The sequence below is a fragment of the Bosea sp. 124 genome, assembly GCF_003046175.1.
Lineage (GTDB): Bacteria > Pseudomonadota > Alphaproteobacteria > Rhizobiales > Beijerinckiaceae > Allobosea.
Genome location: NZ_PZZM01000001.1, coordinates 1,073,772 through 1,087,512 on the forward strand (window position 1 = coordinate 1,073,772; position 13,741 = coordinate 1,087,512).

At 62.4% G+C, this 13,741-nt stretch carries 16 protein-coding genes; 5 read left to right on the forward strand and 11 right to left on the reverse strand.

Annotation, left to right across the window (positions count from 1 at the left end; translation table 11 throughout):
• Nucleotides 1–15: 15 nt before the first annotated feature.
• Both C8D03_RS05135 and C8D03_RS05140 read right to left on the reverse strand, forming a co-directional pair.
• The gene (locus C8D03_RS05135; RefSeq protein WP_108045294.1) at nucleotides 16–1,122 is read right to left on the reverse strand and encodes an extracellular catalytic domain type 1 short-chain-length polyhydroxyalkanoate depolymerase; all 1,107 of its coding nucleotides are present in this window, start codon (nucleotides 1,120–1,122) and stop codon (nucleotides 16–18) included.
• Between the two features lie 13 nt (nucleotides 1,123–1,135).
• Nucleotides 1,136–1,528, reverse strand: coding sequence for a CopG family transcriptional regulator (locus tag C8D03_RS05140; protein WP_248308352.1), 393 nt, complete (start codon nucleotides 1,526–1,528; stop codon nucleotides 1,136–1,138).
• Nucleotides 1,529–1,762: 234 nt separating this feature from the next.
• Here C8D03_RS05140 and C8D03_RS05145 point away from each other — a divergent pair, with 234 nt between their 5' ends.
• The 3 genes from C8D03_RS05145 to C8D03_RS05160 all read left to right on the forward strand — a co-directional run bounded on the left by C8D03_RS05145 (nucleotide 1,763) and on the right by C8D03_RS05160 (nucleotide 3,890).
• The gene (locus tag C8D03_RS05145) at nucleotides 1,763–2,617 is read left to right on the forward strand and encodes a DUF6894 family protein (protein WP_108045296.1); all 855 of its coding nucleotides are present in this window, start codon (nucleotides 1,763–1,765) and stop codon (nucleotides 2,615–2,617) included.
• A 398-nt stretch (nucleotides 2,618–3,015) separates the two neighbouring features.
• Nucleotides 3,016–3,312: a PepSY domain-containing protein gene (locus tag C8D03_RS05155; protein WP_108045298.1), complete on the forward strand. Its 297-nt coding sequence runs from the start codon at nucleotides 3,016–3,018 to the stop codon at nucleotides 3,310–3,312.
• A 35-nt stretch (nucleotides 3,313–3,347) separates the two neighbouring features.
• Nucleotides 3,348–3,890, forward strand: coding sequence for a general stress protein (locus tag C8D03_RS05160; protein ID WP_108045299.1), 543 nt, complete (start codon nucleotides 3,348–3,350; stop codon nucleotides 3,888–3,890).
• 422 nt (nucleotides 3,891–4,312) lie between these two features.
• On the opposite strand, the gene C8D03_RS05165 is transcribed toward C8D03_RS05160, so the two are convergent.
• The 6 genes from C8D03_RS05165 to C8D03_RS05185 form a co-directional block, all read right to left on the reverse strand.
• Nucleotides 4,313–4,729 carry a DUF1236 domain-containing protein gene (locus C8D03_RS05165; protein ID WP_108045300.1) on the reverse strand — a complete coding sequence of 139 codons (417 nt, stop codon included), beginning with the start codon at nucleotides 4,727–4,729 and terminating at the stop codon, nucleotides 4,313–4,315.
• 193 nt (nucleotides 4,730–4,922) lie between these two features.
• A complete protein-coding gene (locus C8D03_RS05170) occupies nucleotides 4,923–5,165 on the reverse strand; it encodes a hypothetical protein (RefSeq protein WP_108045301.1) in 243 nt (80 codons plus the stop codon).
• 171 nt (nucleotides 5,166–5,336) lie between these two features.
• Entirely contained in the window at nucleotides 5,337–7,271 is a 1,935-nt protein-coding gene (locus C8D03_RS05175; protein ID WP_248308353.1) for an AI-2E family transporter, read from the reverse strand.
• A 63-nt stretch (nucleotides 7,272–7,334) separates the two neighbouring features.
• Complete coding sequence (locus tag C8D03_RS26030; protein WP_146170091.1) at nucleotides 7,335–7,760, reverse strand: hypothetical protein; 426 nt, start codon at nucleotides 7,758–7,760, stop codon at nucleotides 7,335–7,337.
• A gap of 3 nt (nucleotides 7,761–7,763) precedes the next feature.
• Nucleotides 7,764–8,006 (reverse strand): hypothetical protein, encoded by a 243-nt coding sequence (locus tag C8D03_RS05180; RefSeq protein ID WP_108045303.1) that lies wholly within the window; start codon nucleotides 8,004–8,006, stop codon nucleotides 7,764–7,766.
• 76 nt (nucleotides 8,007–8,082) lie between these two features.
• Complete coding sequence (locus C8D03_RS05185; RefSeq protein WP_248308354.1) at nucleotides 8,083–9,120, reverse strand: YihY/virulence factor BrkB family protein; 1,038 nt, start codon at nucleotides 9,118–9,120, stop codon at nucleotides 8,083–8,085.
• Between the two features lie 407 nt (nucleotides 9,121–9,527).
• Here C8D03_RS05185 and C8D03_RS05190 point away from each other — a divergent pair, with 407 nt between their 5' ends.
• Nucleotides 9,528–10,421, forward strand: a complete 894-nt coding sequence (locus tag C8D03_RS05190; protein WP_108045305.1) for an exodeoxyribonuclease III — start codon at nucleotides 9,528–9,530, stop codon at nucleotides 10,419–10,421.
• Here C8D03_RS05190 and C8D03_RS05195 read toward each other — a convergent pair.
• Complete coding sequence (locus C8D03_RS05195) at nucleotides 10,418–10,921, reverse strand: YciE/YciF ferroxidase family protein (protein WP_108045306.1); 504 nt, start codon at nucleotides 10,919–10,921, stop codon at nucleotides 10,418–10,420. The genes C8D03_RS05190 and C8D03_RS05195 overlap by 4 nt on opposite strands.
• A 218-nt stretch (nucleotides 10,922–11,139) precedes the next feature.
• On the opposite strand from C8D03_RS05195, the gene C8D03_RS05200 reads away from it, so the two are divergent.
• Nucleotides 11,140–12,609 carry a sensor histidine kinase gene (locus tag C8D03_RS05200; RefSeq protein WP_108045307.1) on the forward strand — a complete coding sequence of 490 codons (1,470 nt, stop codon included), beginning with the start codon at nucleotides 11,140–11,142 and terminating at the stop codon, nucleotides 12,607–12,609.
• A 45-nt stretch (nucleotides 12,610–12,654) separates the two neighbouring features.
• Here C8D03_RS05200 and C8D03_RS05205 read toward each other — a convergent pair whose 3' ends face one another.
• Nucleotides 12,655–13,044 carry a response regulator gene (locus C8D03_RS05205; protein ID WP_108045308.1) on the reverse strand — a complete coding sequence of 130 codons (390 nt, stop codon included), beginning with the start codon at nucleotides 13,042–13,044 and terminating at the stop codon, nucleotides 12,655–12,657.
• A 410-nt stretch (nucleotides 13,045–13,454) separates the two neighbouring features.
• Nucleotides 13,455–13,682 carry a hypothetical protein gene (locus C8D03_RS05210; RefSeq protein ID WP_146170092.1) on the reverse strand — a complete coding sequence of 76 codons (228 nt, stop codon included), beginning with the start codon at nucleotides 13,680–13,682 and terminating at the stop codon, nucleotides 13,455–13,457.
• Between the last annotated feature and the right edge of the window lie 59 nt (nucleotides 13,683–13,741).

Consider the following 13,741-nt stretch of genomic DNA (forward strand, 5'->3'; position numbering starts at 1 on the left):
ACAGATGGCTCCATTTCACCTTTCCAGGAAAAAACGGATCATCTCGCGCGATGCGTCGGGCCCGGTCGCGTCGGTATAGGTTCCCGAACGGTCACCGCCAGACCAGGCATGTCCGCCACCCATGATGACCCAATGCTCCGCAACGGTGCGTCCTTCAGCCGGGCCCAAGAGCGTCCGCACGGTTCTCTTCCCGCCGGCATCTGTTTCGACCGTCACTTCTTGCAGGTCGGGCGAACCGGACCGCGCCATTTCCAGTACCATCTGTCCGTTGGAGGGGGCGACCGTTGTGTCGATCGAGCCATGAAAGATGATCTTGCGGCTGCGGGACCGGTTCCGACGGGCAACGGGCTTTGCATTGCCCTTCATCGCGTCGAATGCCGACATGACGTCGGTCGCTGCGCCATGTGGCAGGCCCGAGTGGACGCCAACCGCGGCGAAGACATCCGGATGGGTGACGGAAAGAACATCCGCCATCGCTCCGCCAGCGGAAAGCCCGGCGACGAAAACCCGATCAGAGTCGATGTTGAATTCAGCCGCCAGTGCCTGCGCCAAGCCAGCAAGCAGTGCGGGTTCTCCTCGTCCGCGCTCTTGATGACGCGTATCGAACCAATTCCAGCAGCCTTGGGCGTTGGCGGTATGAGGCTGGTGCGGGTAGGCCACGATCAGCCCGAACTCCTCAGCCAACGCATTCATCCGGGTGCCTCGCGCAAAATCATCCGGATCCTGCGTGCAACCGTGCAGCATCACGACGAGAGCCAACTTCCGACCTGCATGATCCACAGGGACGTAGAGCTTGTAGTTCAAAGAGCCCGACGCATCGAGAAAGCGGCGGGAGCGAAAACGATCTTGGCAATGGGCGGGCGAGTTTTCGTCCGACCCTGTCGGGGCAGGATTGGCAAAACGCCCGCGATGGGCCTTGAGCGCCAGCAACACGTCACCCAGGCGCCGGGGAGCCGTTGCATCGATCCCGATCCATTTCCCCTCATGGCCGCTGGATCCGTCCAATGGAGTGAGGGCGTTGCCGACCAGCGCGCGCTGGATCGCGTCGGTGGCGCCGGCGACGTCGGCCGTCTTCAGGCGTGACATCGCCTCGCCGAGGGCAGATTGAAGGAAAGTGGCCATGAGAATCCTTGGGTCAGGCCAGACGGTCGGCCAACGCGGCCTTGACCTCGGGCGTTGCATGGAGAGCGCCGAGCACCGTCAACGACACAATCGCATCTCGTGCGAGCTCGGGTGATACGTCAGTGTCGATGATGGCCAGACCCAGCACCCGGATCTCCAGCCGCTCGCCAGCGGCCTTGATTCTTTCGAGATCAGCCCGCGTGAACCGACGAAGACCAAGCTCAAGTGATAGCCTTGTCGTTGCTTGGGCCGCGACGTCGGCATGGCCAGAAAGCTGGTTACGTATGGCAGTGCGAATGAAATCCGAACGGTTCGAGTAAAACCCGTCCCGGACGAGAAGGTCGATGCGGCCCAAATCGACGAAACCAAGGTTGATGGTCAGCTTTTCGCTCTCGGGCGTTTTCATATGAGACATCCACTGACCATCTAAACGGATGGTATATGGATGGTTATACGTTTGCTTTCAAGGGGCCTGTCGGACGGTCTGGTCACCAGTCAGCGGACTTGATTGGCGGCCGTCCAATGGAAACAATCCAACTCCCCCACTTCCGCGGGGAGAGCCTTGGAATACGGGCGGAGATGGGGGCGGTGCTAATTCACAGCAAAGGGAACACACAGCGCCACACCGCATTTCTCTGCCATGACGACATTTTTCTTCGACATCGATGGATCGGCTGAAATCGCCGACGAGGGGTTGGTTCTGCCCGACGTCGAAACTGCCTTGAGTGCCGCGCTGCGGGCGTTTCCGGACATGATTCGGGATCGCGAACCGATGTCAGACCAAACCCGGTTTCGAATGACCGTCAGGAGCGCGAGCGGCCCGCTGTTCCAGATCACCCTCGATTTGCTACCGGGCTCGTCATCCAATCCGCAGCGCGTAGGCGCTGACGAGTCACCGCAGCGCCCTGCTATCGGAACCACCCCCATGAACTCCGTCGACGATCTCATTGCCGCCGTGGCGAAGAGGCACGACGCCGCGCCTGAAGCCGTTTCCGCGGCGTGGGCCGCACTGAGAAGAGGGGGCGGGACGATGGCCCAATTTGCCCACACAGAATTCGGCGGCATGGCGCAATGGTCCAAGGGGAGCATGAGCATGGTCGGCGATATGTTCAACAACGCCGTCAAAACCAAATTCGACGGTGTCATGGCCGACTTGGCCGCTGCAATCCACCAAGACCCGTCCGAGGCTCCCGCTGAGACAGGATCTCTCGCGCCGGTGCCGCCCACGGCGATGTCTGCAAGTCGATGGCCCGACGCGTTCGGCGCGCCATCTTCTTCGGGAAGTCAGAATGACATGAGCTATGCGTTCTTCCCCAATGTCGGGCGCCTCATCGTCGAAGATGGGGCGAAACGCACGATCTACGACACGGGGAAACATCGTATCTCCGGCGTATCCCAGCAGCAGTCTGGGTCGCGCTCAGTTCGCTTCCACAGTCAGGTAGGTGACGTCGAACTGGATGATCTCGCCGTGGCTGCTGACGAACCGACCGGTTGATCTTGCCATCCGCCATCCACGTCTAGACGGCCAACTCGCTCGTGACATGCGTCAGGCGAGAACATTTCGAGGAATCTCATGCTGAAGCTGATAGCGGGACAGGCACTGGGTGCCTATTTGACGAAACTTTCGGCCAGCGGGCGCCACCCGAGGCTGATTTCGGTTTTGCTCGCCCTCGCAGCGACACGGATGGGCGGAGCCAGCAAATTCATGGGCATCTGGGGCTTGATTGCGGCCCTGACGAGCAGGCGAGCACGCTAGCTATTTTATCGAAAATTCTACCCATCGACCGCAGCGACAATCGGCTCATGCTGCCGGGATCTTATGTGGAACTAAAATCGGCAGAACGCCGTTTTCCTGAGCATCGCGGCAGAGCCGCTCATCCTCGGGAGACCATCATGAAGAAGCTGATCATTGCATCATTGATCGCCTCGGCGACCTCCTTCGGCGCCATGGCACAGACCTCGACAACTTCGCCCGCCCCGGCCCCGGCGCCGGCCGACGCGAACGCCCCGCTGCCGGGCGCCAACAGCTTCACCGAAGGCCAGGCCAAGAGCCGCCTTGAAGCCAACGGTTACACCAACGTGACGGGCCTGAAGAAGGACGAGAATGGGGTCTGGAAGGGCATGGCCACCAATGCTGGCGCCCAGGTCAATGTGTCGGTCGATTATCGCGGCAACATCACCCGCAACTGACCGGTGCCCTCGCCACACGAACTTTGGAGACACACATGACTCGCACTATCACACGGTCCTATGACACCTATGATCAAGCTGCCGTCGCGGTCGAGAACCTGGAGCAAGCCGGTGTCTCATCGTCAGACATCAGCGTCGTTGGTCGCGATGAGCGCGCCAGCGATACCAATGCCGCAGAAGGCGCCGGGATCGGCGCCGGCGTGGGCGGCGCGGCAGGACTGCTCGCTGGCCTTGGCTTACTGGCAATCCCCGGCATCGGTCCGGTCGTGGCCGCGGGCTGGCTCGCCTCGACGGCAGCCGGCGCGGTTGCGGGCGCAGCCGCAGGTGGGTTGGTCGGCTCGTTCACCAGCGCGGGCGTCGACGAGGAGGAGGCTCACTACTACGCCGAGACGGTCCGCCGCGGCGGCACCGTGGTATCGGTGAAGGCTGCCGACGAGCATGCGGCGACGGTCGAGGCGATCCTGGATGGGGCGACCCCCATCGATCGACACACGCGCGTCGCCCAGTATCGGCAGGAGGGATGGACCCGTTTCGACGAGAACGCGGATCCGTACCTGCAGGGCAAAGCCGGTATCTGACGAGCCAGTACGTTGAAGGCCTCCGGTTTATTCCGGAGGCCTTCAACGTTTCAAATCACGGCCAGACTGCGTGACGACTATCCGGTTCTCCGCCCGATCCATCGTGATCAAGGCTTGGGCGTATCCACGAACTGCCTTCGCCGCGTCGTCTGCGATCGCTCCAGAGATATCGCCTTGCGCGGCGCACCCCGCAAATCCTCGATCGTCTGCGGCGTTGCGGCTGGGCCAAGCCCTCACCAACTCGTCATGCGACGGGCGCCGCCACAGCGCCCATATCAGACCCCCAGCTGCTACTGAGCTCCAGGGGTAGTACTCTCGCGCAATCTCGGGGGCCACCTGTCAGCGCATCGATCTACACCACAAAAAGAAAATCCCGCGCCCTTCTGGCGCGGGATCAGCCGGTTTACGCCACTGAAGCAGCCCTACTGGATCACCTGAACGATCCGGCGGGTCTGCGGATCGACCAGGACGGTGCGGTTGTTGACGACGGTATAGCGATACTCCGTCTGGCCGTACTCCCGCGGCACATCATAGTACTGAATGCCCTCATTCGGCAGCAAGCCGCCCACGACTACCGGCTCGGCGTAGGTGTAGGACGGACGGCGCTGCTCGACGACATAGGCTTGGAAGCGGGGCGTGTTGTCACCGATGATGGCGCCGACCACTGCGCCGCCGACACCACCCACCACTGCACCGATTGGACCGCCGACGATAGCGCCGCCTACGGCTCCCGTCGCGGCTCCGCTCAGAGCGCCTCCCTGCGCGGCAGGTGCATTCTGCGCGAACGAAGCCGCGGGGGCAGCAATGAGCAGACCGGTGAGTGCGATCATCTTGAACATGTGAGAGACCTTTCGCCTGACCGGCCGGCGCAAATTTTTTGCGCAAGTGTCAAGTGAAACGACAACGTCACGATCGCGCGTTGGTTCATTTTTGCCTTGCCGTCTAACCAAAATCCGGCCGGCTCAAGCGCCTCCGGCAAAATTCGGACGCGAGCGTCGGCAAAGAGGATCGACCCGTCGCGGTCGAAACCCATTATCCAGACCGCAGGGCCTCCAGAAGCGCCGCGAACCGAATCTGGCTCACCTCGACCGCAACACCAGACGGGGCCCGTTGCCGCAGAACCGTCCTCACCGAATTGGCGACGCGCTTGGCTGCGGCAACCTGCGCCGTCGATGCCTGCGGGCTTTTCGTGATTTCGAGGGCGATCGCCAGGATCTGCGTGGAACTGCCATCACTTGCTGCTGCGCGTGTCAGCCAATCCTGTGTGTTCGACATGGCGGCGTGATCCGGAAGACCGAGGAGAGATAGTTTGATTAAGACGCTGGCGTGACAGGCGATGCCGCTCCGCCCCCGACCGTCAGTTCGGCAACGCCCGCAAGGCCGACCGTCACGTTCGCCTGACCGCTGCGGAGATCGCGTCTGCAAACCTGACCGCCTGTCCGGTCATCAGTCAACTGCAAGAGTTGCCAGTTCAATGCAGGCCTGACTGACGCCTCGCAACGTCGTCTCGGTTTGATCGGCAAGCGCAGTGTCAGCGGGGTTCGCAACGCTTTGCTCGGTGCTGAAGGAAGCCACGATGATGGCGGTGGATGGCAGCCGCCGCCGCAAGCGCTTCAGGGCGTAGCGCATATGAGCGCCGCTCTGCTTTCCCAGATAGCAAAGACAGATCAACGCAGGCTCGGATTGAGCGAGTGCAGCCAAAGGGGCACTCGATATCGCCTCTGGCGCCAGGACGCGGGTCGGCAGTCCATGCTTGCCAAGAATCTGCGACAGCATCAACGCTGCAGCCTCGTCGAGGCTGGACTGCGCCGCGATCAGGACGACGCGATCCTCCCCGCGAAAAACCTCCTTCATCTGTTCTGCCGACAGGATCGGAAGGTCCGCAGCGCCTTCCGCCTCCTCAGTCTGGTCCACCGCAGCACCGGCCTCGGCGTCCCGCGTGACTTCACCCGAGTTGGGCTTTCTGTCCTCATAATCGGAGAGTTCGTCTAACACCTCGCGGACCGTCTCGAGGATCTGCGTCTGCCGTTCGACATCAAGCACACCGCGCGCGACGTCGGCGGCTGCCAAGCGCAACCCCTCCAAAGCAACCTCATCGTAATATGCCGACAGGGAGCGTTCTTTGAGGACCTCTTCGGCCGTGTCGGTCGCTTCCGCTGGATCTCCGGCCAGGACGCGCTGGTAGAAGATCTGCGGCGCCGATAGCGGGGGGCGATCTCCCAACAGAACGTCCAGAAATTCCAGCCGATCGACGTGGCGGCCGAGCACCACGAGGCACACCGTCAGCGGCGTCGCCAACACCAATCCAATAGGACCCCATAGCCAGGTCCAGAACGTCGCCGCAACGACGATGGCAACGGGAGAGAGCCCCGTCGTACGGCCATAGACGAGCGGCTCGACGACATGTCCAGCGAGAGGCTCCGCCACCAGGAAAAGAGCGGCCGTCCAGGCGAGCATCGTCCAACCCGGATCGACCGCGGCGGCGATCACCATCGGAAAGATCGCCGAGAGCAGCGCGCCGACATAAGGCACGAACCTCAGGATCGCGGAGAGGATGCCCCATAGCAGGGCACTGGGGACGCCTATCACCCATAGCCCGATGCCGATGAGCAGCCCAAATCCGGAGTTCAGCAGCAACTGGGTCAGGAACAGCCGGCTGAGGCGCTTGGCGGCATCGTCAAATGCGGCGGTGGTCTTCTGCAGGTCGTACGTACCGGTCAGCCGGATAAAGCGGTTTCGAAGATCCTCGCGCTTCAGCAGGATGAATACGACGAAGATCAGCACGATGCCCGTCGTGGTCAGCGGCTGGATCAGCGGCGTCAAGAAAGCCCGTAGCGTCTCGAGAGCGCCAGGGCGCGGCGGGTGGACCTCGACAGGGATCGGCCTGCTCTCCGCAGTGGCTGAGGGCAATTGCGCGGAAGGCCTTGTCTCCGGTTTGTCGAGTTCCTTGCCAAGTTCCTGGAGGACATCGGCCGCGCGAGAGAGCACGCCCGATCCCGGACCCGCTCCCTTCAACGATGCGATCTTCTCCCGCATCGTGCTCTGATAGGTCGGCAAGTCCCCAGCCAGCTGCGTCGCTTGCCCAACCATGGCCATGGCGAGTCCGGCGATGATCGCGAACGCGCAAGCGACGACGGAGATCACGGCGATCGACCGCGGCAGTCGGATCTTCTGGAGCAGCTTGACCAACGGCGCCAGGACGAAGCTGAACAGGATCGCAAGGGCAACTGGGACGAACACTTCGCGGCCCAGATACAGCGCAGCTATGATCAAGGCGCCGGTTGCGATGTTCCCGAGGCTACCCGGCGCTTCGGTCACCGGTCGCTTGTTCAGCGACGCGAGCGCCATTTTCGAGCCGACCGATCGCGTGTCGTCTGCCACTGGATCTGAACTCCTCACCTCACTCTTGGAGGCAGATTCGGCGGAACTGTACGACGCGGATCGCTATGGCCTTGAGTGTCCTGGCAGGATCGCGCGCACCAACCTGGATCTCGCGACGATGACGGCGGCCGTCAGAGCGCCGGCTGCCGCAGCGCCGGCAGCCAACATCGAAGCGGGCGAGTATGACTTCGAGTAAGGCAGCCCGCGAGGGGCTGAGGTGGATTGGCTAGCCGAAGACGGTTGGCGCCTTTTGATCACCATCGCTACGCCGAAAAGGCATCCGGCGACGGCGATGAGGCCGCCGGCGACGATCAAGCTCGCCAGAACCGCGCCATATCGAAACATCAGCCACGTTCGAAAAGCGTCGAGTCCATAGCCCGCGGCGAACACGACGATAAGACAGCCGAAAGCCCATAAGCCATAGACGATGGCATATCGCTTTAAGGCGGTGGTCGCCTGAAGGGAGACATAGGCGAGGAGGCCGCCCATGGCTCAGCGGGACACATACTGTCCGAGGGCCAGACCGGCTGCCGCTGCCCATCCGATCGCTCGAAACGGCCGCGCGCGAATCTCATCGATAAGAACGCGCTGGAGTTCGGAAGATAGCTCATCGGCATCATCATCCTGCGCATCGAAATCGCGGCCGCCGGGCGTGTCCTCCAGCGAATCCGCGTAATGGGACATCTTGATGAAGCCGGTCTCAGAGACGTCAGGGGAGGCATCGACGTTTGTCATGACGCACCTTTGCGAGCCAAGGTCAGCGGATTGGTTCACGCTGAACTCTGAGCAGCCCAGGCTGTTCCGTCGGATATCAACCCTTTCGATCTGCCGCGTCGGCACCGCGGGAACCGATCGGCATGGGGGCGCCTTCGGTGGTGTCTCTGTTGGTCTGCCGCTCGGCCTCCGAGTTCAGCTCCGCCCCGATCAGGACGATGATCGCTGATAACCACATCCAGGTCAGGAGCCCGATGACGGCGCCGATGGCGCCGTAGGTCTTGTTGTAGTCCTCGAAATTGGCGACGTACCAGGAAAACAAAAGTGAAGCTCCAAGCCAGGTGATCGCCGCAAAAATCGCGCCCGGACTGACCCAACTCCATTGTGCGGTGTCACGGCTCGGGCCGAACCGGTAGAGCAGCGAGAGACCGAGGACCAAAACGAGGATCAACGCGGGCCACCGCGCAACCGAGATCACGACCTCGGTTGCTTCGCCCAGATAGACGTAGTCGAGCACGACCGGCAGGGCGGCGATCGCGCCGAGGGCTACAACGGCGAAGACAAGGATCGCGACCGTGAACGAAAGCGACATTGCGTTGAGCTTGAAAAAGCCCCTCTTCTCGTCTTCGCCATAGGCCACGTTCAAAGCATCGAATATCGCCTTCGCGCCCGCATTCGCACTCCAGATCGCCAAGACCAATCCCAGCGCGAAGGCGAAGCCCAAGGTCGTCTCGCCAGCACTCGTGATCCGCACGACCTGATCGCGCAAGAACTCCGTCGAGCCTGCCGGAAGAAGGCCCTCGGCCACAACGAGTTGCTCGCCGATCGTCCCCGGCTCCGCCACGAGGCCATAGATCGAGACCAGCGCGGTCAGAGCTGGAAACAGAGCCAAAAGTGCGTAAAATGTCACGCCGGCAGCGACGGCAAGCACGCGGTCGCGATCAACCTCATGGTATGTGCGGCGGAGAATGTCCGCCCATCCCCGCATTGGTATCTCGGTCGGAGTGTGGGATAGCGCCCCTTGTCCAGATCGATGGGTCGCCTTCCGCTCAAAGGCGCGCTCGCGGGCGCTCACATCCGCTTTCGAAAGCCACGCGAACAGCAAGGCAATGCTCACTCCCAGCGCGGTTGCCAACCCAATGTCTTTGATTACTTGTCGATTGCGCACGGGGCCCTCCGCGAGGAGACCAACGCCTTCGACACGTGAAGGTTCGCGAAGCGCCCTCGATGGCGCGAATCTTTGCGATCGGAGCCGCGGCCGAATTGCGAAGGCAGTCGGCACACGACCCATCTGGTGCGTAGGAGGAACCGATCACCTAACCAAACATCCCGAATGGTCGGGCTGGGGGGCGTCGTGGAGCCCCCATCGCTACGGTTGTCCTGTTCGGTGCCAGCGATAGAGCGGTTTCTTCTCGAACATCGAGAGGCCGTAGTCATTGCGCGCGCCGCGCTGGGGCCACTGTTCACGGATCAATCCCGCTCCGACGACGTTGGCGCCAGTGCAGGAGGTGACGCATGCAGATCGAGCGCAGGTAGCGAGCCGTGAGTGGATCACCCGTCAGTGCGCCGCCGGCAGCCGTTTCGATCGCCACATTCAACGTCAATAACGTGAACAGGCGATTGTCGAACCTCTTGGGCTGGCTCGCAGCGCGAAAGCCCGACGTCGTCTGCCTGCAGGAACTGAAATCATCAGACGACGCCTTCCCTGCAGACGCGCTGGAGAATGCCGGCTACGGCGCCGTATGGAGGGGGCAGAGAACCTGGAATGGTGTCGCGATCCTGGCGCGCGGGAGCACACCGATCGTAACTCGGACCAGCCTTCCGGGCGACGCCGATGACATGCAGGCGCGATATATCGAGGCCGCCGTCAACGGCATCCTGATTGCGTCGATTTACGTGCCCAATGGCAATCCCCAACCCGGCCCCAAATTCGCCTACAAACTCGCGTGGTTCGATCGGCTACGGGCCCATGCGGCCACGCTGCTGGCTGCAAAAGTGCCCGTGGTCATGGCGGGAGATTATAACGTCGTGCCGACCGACCTGGACATCTACCGCACGACCTCTTGGGTAGACGACGCTTTGCTTCACCCCAAAAGCCGGCATGCCTTTCACAGCCTCGTTTCGCAGGGCTGGACCGATGCCTTGCGCGAAATTCATCCGGGCGCGCAGGTCTTCACGTTTTGGCATTACATGCGCCAGAGATGGAAGAGAAATGCCGGCCTGCGGCTCGACCACCTGCTGCTCAGTCCCGAGGTCGCACGCAGGCTGCAGGACGCAAGCGTCGATCGTTCGATCCGTGGCCTCGACGGGGCCAGCGACCACGCGCCCGTGTGGATCACGCTCGGCAACGAGGTTCGGACAAAAGGGTCGACCCGTCGAAGCGCGCGAGAGGCTGGCCCGGCAGGACATCGCCTGCCGGGCCAGGTTCGTGGTTAGGCGGCCTTGGCAACGGCGGCCGAATTGGCGGGTCCGCCGAGCTGGGTCAGCGCCTTGTCGGTCTTGGTCTCCTCGGCCAGCGTCTCGTCGAGGAGCTTGACGGCATCCTTGTGGCCGAGTTGCGCGGCCCACGCCTTCAGGGTGCCGTAACGAGCGATCTCATAGTGTTCGACGGCTTGTGCCGAAGCCACGAGACCGGCATCCAGCGCAGGGCTGTCGGCATAGTCCTCGATGACGGCCTTGCCTTCTTCGAGGATGCCGAGGATCGCATCGCAGGTCTTGGCTCGGGGGGCCTTGCCGATCAGTTCGAAGACCTCGCCGAGCCGCTCGACATGGCCCTCGGTCTCAGCTCGGTGCGTTTCGAAGGCCTTTTTCAGCTCGGCGGACTTCGCGGCCTTCGCCATTTTGGGCAGCGCTTTCAAGATCTGCTTCTCGGCGTAGTAGACGTCCTTGAGCATGTCGTGGAACAGCTCGTCGAGGGGCTTTGCGGTCGTCGCCATGGGATGTTCTCCAACACTGGGGTGATCTCCGCTCAACCACATCCCGCTCTCGGTGTTCCGTGCGGCCGCTCATCTTTCGACGTTCTGAACCGCTGTGGATCGACATCGCCGACATGCAAGGCAAGACAAGAGAGGTCGGCAGCGTTACCGCATCGCACTAGGCATCCTGCATTCTGTATCCTATGCCCTGAGGCCGCCCCTGCATGTCTGGAGCCTGAATGTCAGTGCAATCGACGATAACCGACCCGGCGCGGCTGGCGGCCCTTCGACGGTACGACATTCTAGACACGCCGACCGAAGCCGAATTCGATGACATCGCGAAATTGGCGGCGGCCTCGTTCGATGCCCCCATCGGGATCGTCAACCTGATTGCGGATGTGCGGCAATGGTTCAAGGCGGAGGTCGGGATTGGTGTACGCGAATTGCCGCTCGATGTTTCGATCTGTGCGCACGCGATCGTCCAGTCCGATATCATGGTGATCCGGGACACGCTGGAGGATCCGCGGTTCGCCTGCAATCCACTGGTCCAGGTCGAAGGCGGCCTGCGCTTCTACGCTGGCGCCCCGCTGCGCACGCCAGACGCCCAGATCATCGGCACGGTTTGCGTGCTGGACCGCGCCCCGCGTCCTGACGGCATCACCGACCGACAGCGGCTGACCCTCGAGGTTTTGGCACGTCAGGTCATGACGCAGCTCGAACTGCGGCGGGTAGCATCGATTGAGACTCTCGCCCATGCGATGGCGCAGGCGGCAGAGCGCAGGAGCCGTTTCATCCTCGACGCCGCCCGGCTGGGATCGTGGGAGTGGATGATGCTCACCGGAAGCTTCGAAGCATCCTCCGCTTTCAAGGCGAATTTCGGGGTCGCGATCGATCAGCCCTTCAGCTACGAGCAGATGCTGGATGCCGTCCATCCGCAGGATCGCGACAGGGTCGTTGAAGCCTTTCAGGCGACGATCACCCGCGGCTGCGAATGTGACGTCGAGTTCCGCCTCGGCCACGCGGAACAGGGCGAAGTCTGGCTGAATTTGCGCGCCCAACTCGACCGAGCCTCGGACGGCTCGCCGTTTCGCCTTGCCGGTATCTCGCTCGATATCAGTGACCGCAAGAACGAGGAGGCGCAAAAGCAGCTCCTCATGGAGGAACTCGCCCACCGCGTCAAAAACACCTTCTCCGTGGTCCAGGCCATCGCATCGCAGACCCTGCGCCAGGCCGATCCCGAGATTGCCCGGACTTTCCAAAGCCGGCTCGTTGCCTTGAGCCATGCGCACGACATGCTCCTTCAAAAGAGCTGGTCCTCAGCCACTGTCGGGTCACTTCTGGACAGTGTCCTGGGGCTCCAGGCCGAGGCCCATCGCTTCAACATCGCCGGGCCGGAGGTGTTGTTCGGACCCAAGGCGGCGTTGTCGCTGGCATTGCTGGCGCACGAGATGGCTACGAATTCGGTCAAGTATGGAGCCCTTTCGGCGGATGGCGGTTCCATCGAAATCCGCTGGACCCTGGCCGATCAGGTGTTCCAGTTGACCTGGCGCGAAAGGGGAGGCCCCCCGGCCGTCCAGCCCGAAAAAAGAGGTTTTGGATCGCGCCTCCTCAGGATGGGCATCGCCGGCAGTAACCGCGCCGAATTTTCATACGAGGCAGGCGGATTGAGCGCGATTTTCGAGGCCGACGACGAGCGCATCACGCGATAGTGCGACGGCTGGAACGGGCGACAAGAAGTCGCTCTCTGTCGCAGCTCAGGCGCTCGGCGCGTGACCGATCTGGTCGCTCTGGTTCATCAGGAGCGAGACCGCGCTGATGATCTGTGCGAAGGCAAAGGGCTTCTGGATCATCACGCTGCTCGGGACGCCCTGCGACGTCCAGTCGCCGGCGCTGTCACCACTGACATAGACGACTGGCATGGTCGGCACGGTCTGGCGCGCGTGCCGCCCGACGTCCCATCCCGATAGGCGGCCTCCGAGGCGTATGTCCGTCAGCACCGCCCGGATCTCCGCCCCTCGCCTCTCGATCCAACCAACCGCGTCTTCGCCATTCGATGCGGCAATGACCTCGAAGCCAGCGTCTATCAGGGCCGATTCAACATCCATCAAAATAAGGGGTTCGTCTTCGACAAGAAGAATCAGCATTCACCTGGCACCTGCAGCAGCGGGACGAAAACGCGGCACTCGCGATTTGGTTCCCCGACCCACCGCAGTCTGTTTCATGGGCCTTAAGCACCTTATCGGCCGAGCGTAAACAGAGCTTGCCCGGTGCTGGAACCAACCCGTTTGCGTGGACTTGTTCCCATCCAGGCGGAGGCATGTCGTGAAACGCCGAGGTAAAAGGCCACCGCCGGCCGAATTTTGGCTTTGGCTTCTCATCGCAGGGCTTCTGATGGCGCTCCTGGTGATTGCCGCCAGGCCGCCATTCCGGGTCGAGCCGCATGATCCACAGGTCTGGGAAGGCCGCTCGAGGTGATTGCCGTAGCGAGCCAATGGGAGCGCCCTGCCGATTGCTGCCTTCGCGCGAAGGGCTCACTCGCCCATCCATCGGGGGTTCAGCGATCGCTGGTGGTCTGGAAACGCTCGATCGCGCGCGCGGACAACTCGGCTTCATCGCTGGTGATGGCGGAGAGGTTGGCGATGATAACGGCCAGCCTCAGCTTCTCGGACTCATCCGTCCCAAGCAGGAGGTGCTCGCTTGCCTTGATATCGGCCCAGGCACGCTCCAGCGCAGCGTGGCACCGGGCGACATCAACAGGGTCGGACAAATGGCGAAATGGCACCGTTCCCCTCCCTCGCGCCCGATTTCGTGGGGACCGCTGCAGAGTCTCGCGGCCAGCCA

Coding starts and splice junctions, on each gene's coding strand:
- C8D03_RS05135 (WP_108045294.1), bottom strand. CDS start 1,122: ATGGCCACTTTCCTTCAATCTGCCCTCGGCGAGGCGATGTCACGCCTG.
- C8D03_RS05140 (WP_248308352.1), bottom strand. CDS start 1,528: ATGAAAACGCCCGAGAGCGAAAAGCTGACCATCAACCTTGGTTTCGTC.
- C8D03_RS05145 (WP_108045296.1), top strand. CDS start 1,763: ATGACGACATTTTTCTTCGACATCGATGGATCGGCTGAAATCGCCGAC.
- C8D03_RS05155 (WP_108045298.1), top strand. CDS start 3,016: ATGAAGAAGCTGATCATTGCATCATTGATCGCCTCGGCGACCTCCTTC.
- C8D03_RS05160 (WP_108045299.1), top strand. CDS start 3,348: ATGACTCGCACTATCACACGGTCCTATGACACCTATGATCAAGCTGCC.
- C8D03_RS05165 (WP_108045300.1), bottom strand. CDS start 4,729: ATGTTCAAGATGATCGCACTCACCGGTCTGCTCATTGCTGCCCCCGCG.
- C8D03_RS05170 (WP_108045301.1), bottom strand. CDS start 5,165: ATGTCGAACACACAGGATTGGCTGACACGCGCAGCAGCAAGTGATGGC.
- C8D03_RS26030 (WP_146170091.1), bottom strand. CDS start 7,760: ATGGGCGGCCTCCTCGCCTATGTCTCCCTTCAGGCGACCACCGCCTTA.
- C8D03_RS05180 (WP_108045303.1), bottom strand. CDS start 8,006: ATGACAAACGTCGATGCCTCCCCTGACGTCTCTGAGACCGGCTTCATC.
- C8D03_RS05195 (WP_108045306.1), bottom strand. CDS start 10,921: ATGGCGACGACCGCAAAGCCCCTCGACGAGCTGTTCCACGACATGCTC.
- C8D03_RS05200 (WP_108045307.1), top strand. CDS start 11,140: ATGTCAGTGCAATCGACGATAACCGACCCGGCGCGGCTGGCGGCCCTT.
- C8D03_RS05205 (WP_108045308.1), bottom strand. CDS start 13,044: ATGCTGATTCTTCTTGTCGAAGACGAACCCCTTATTTTGATGGATGTT.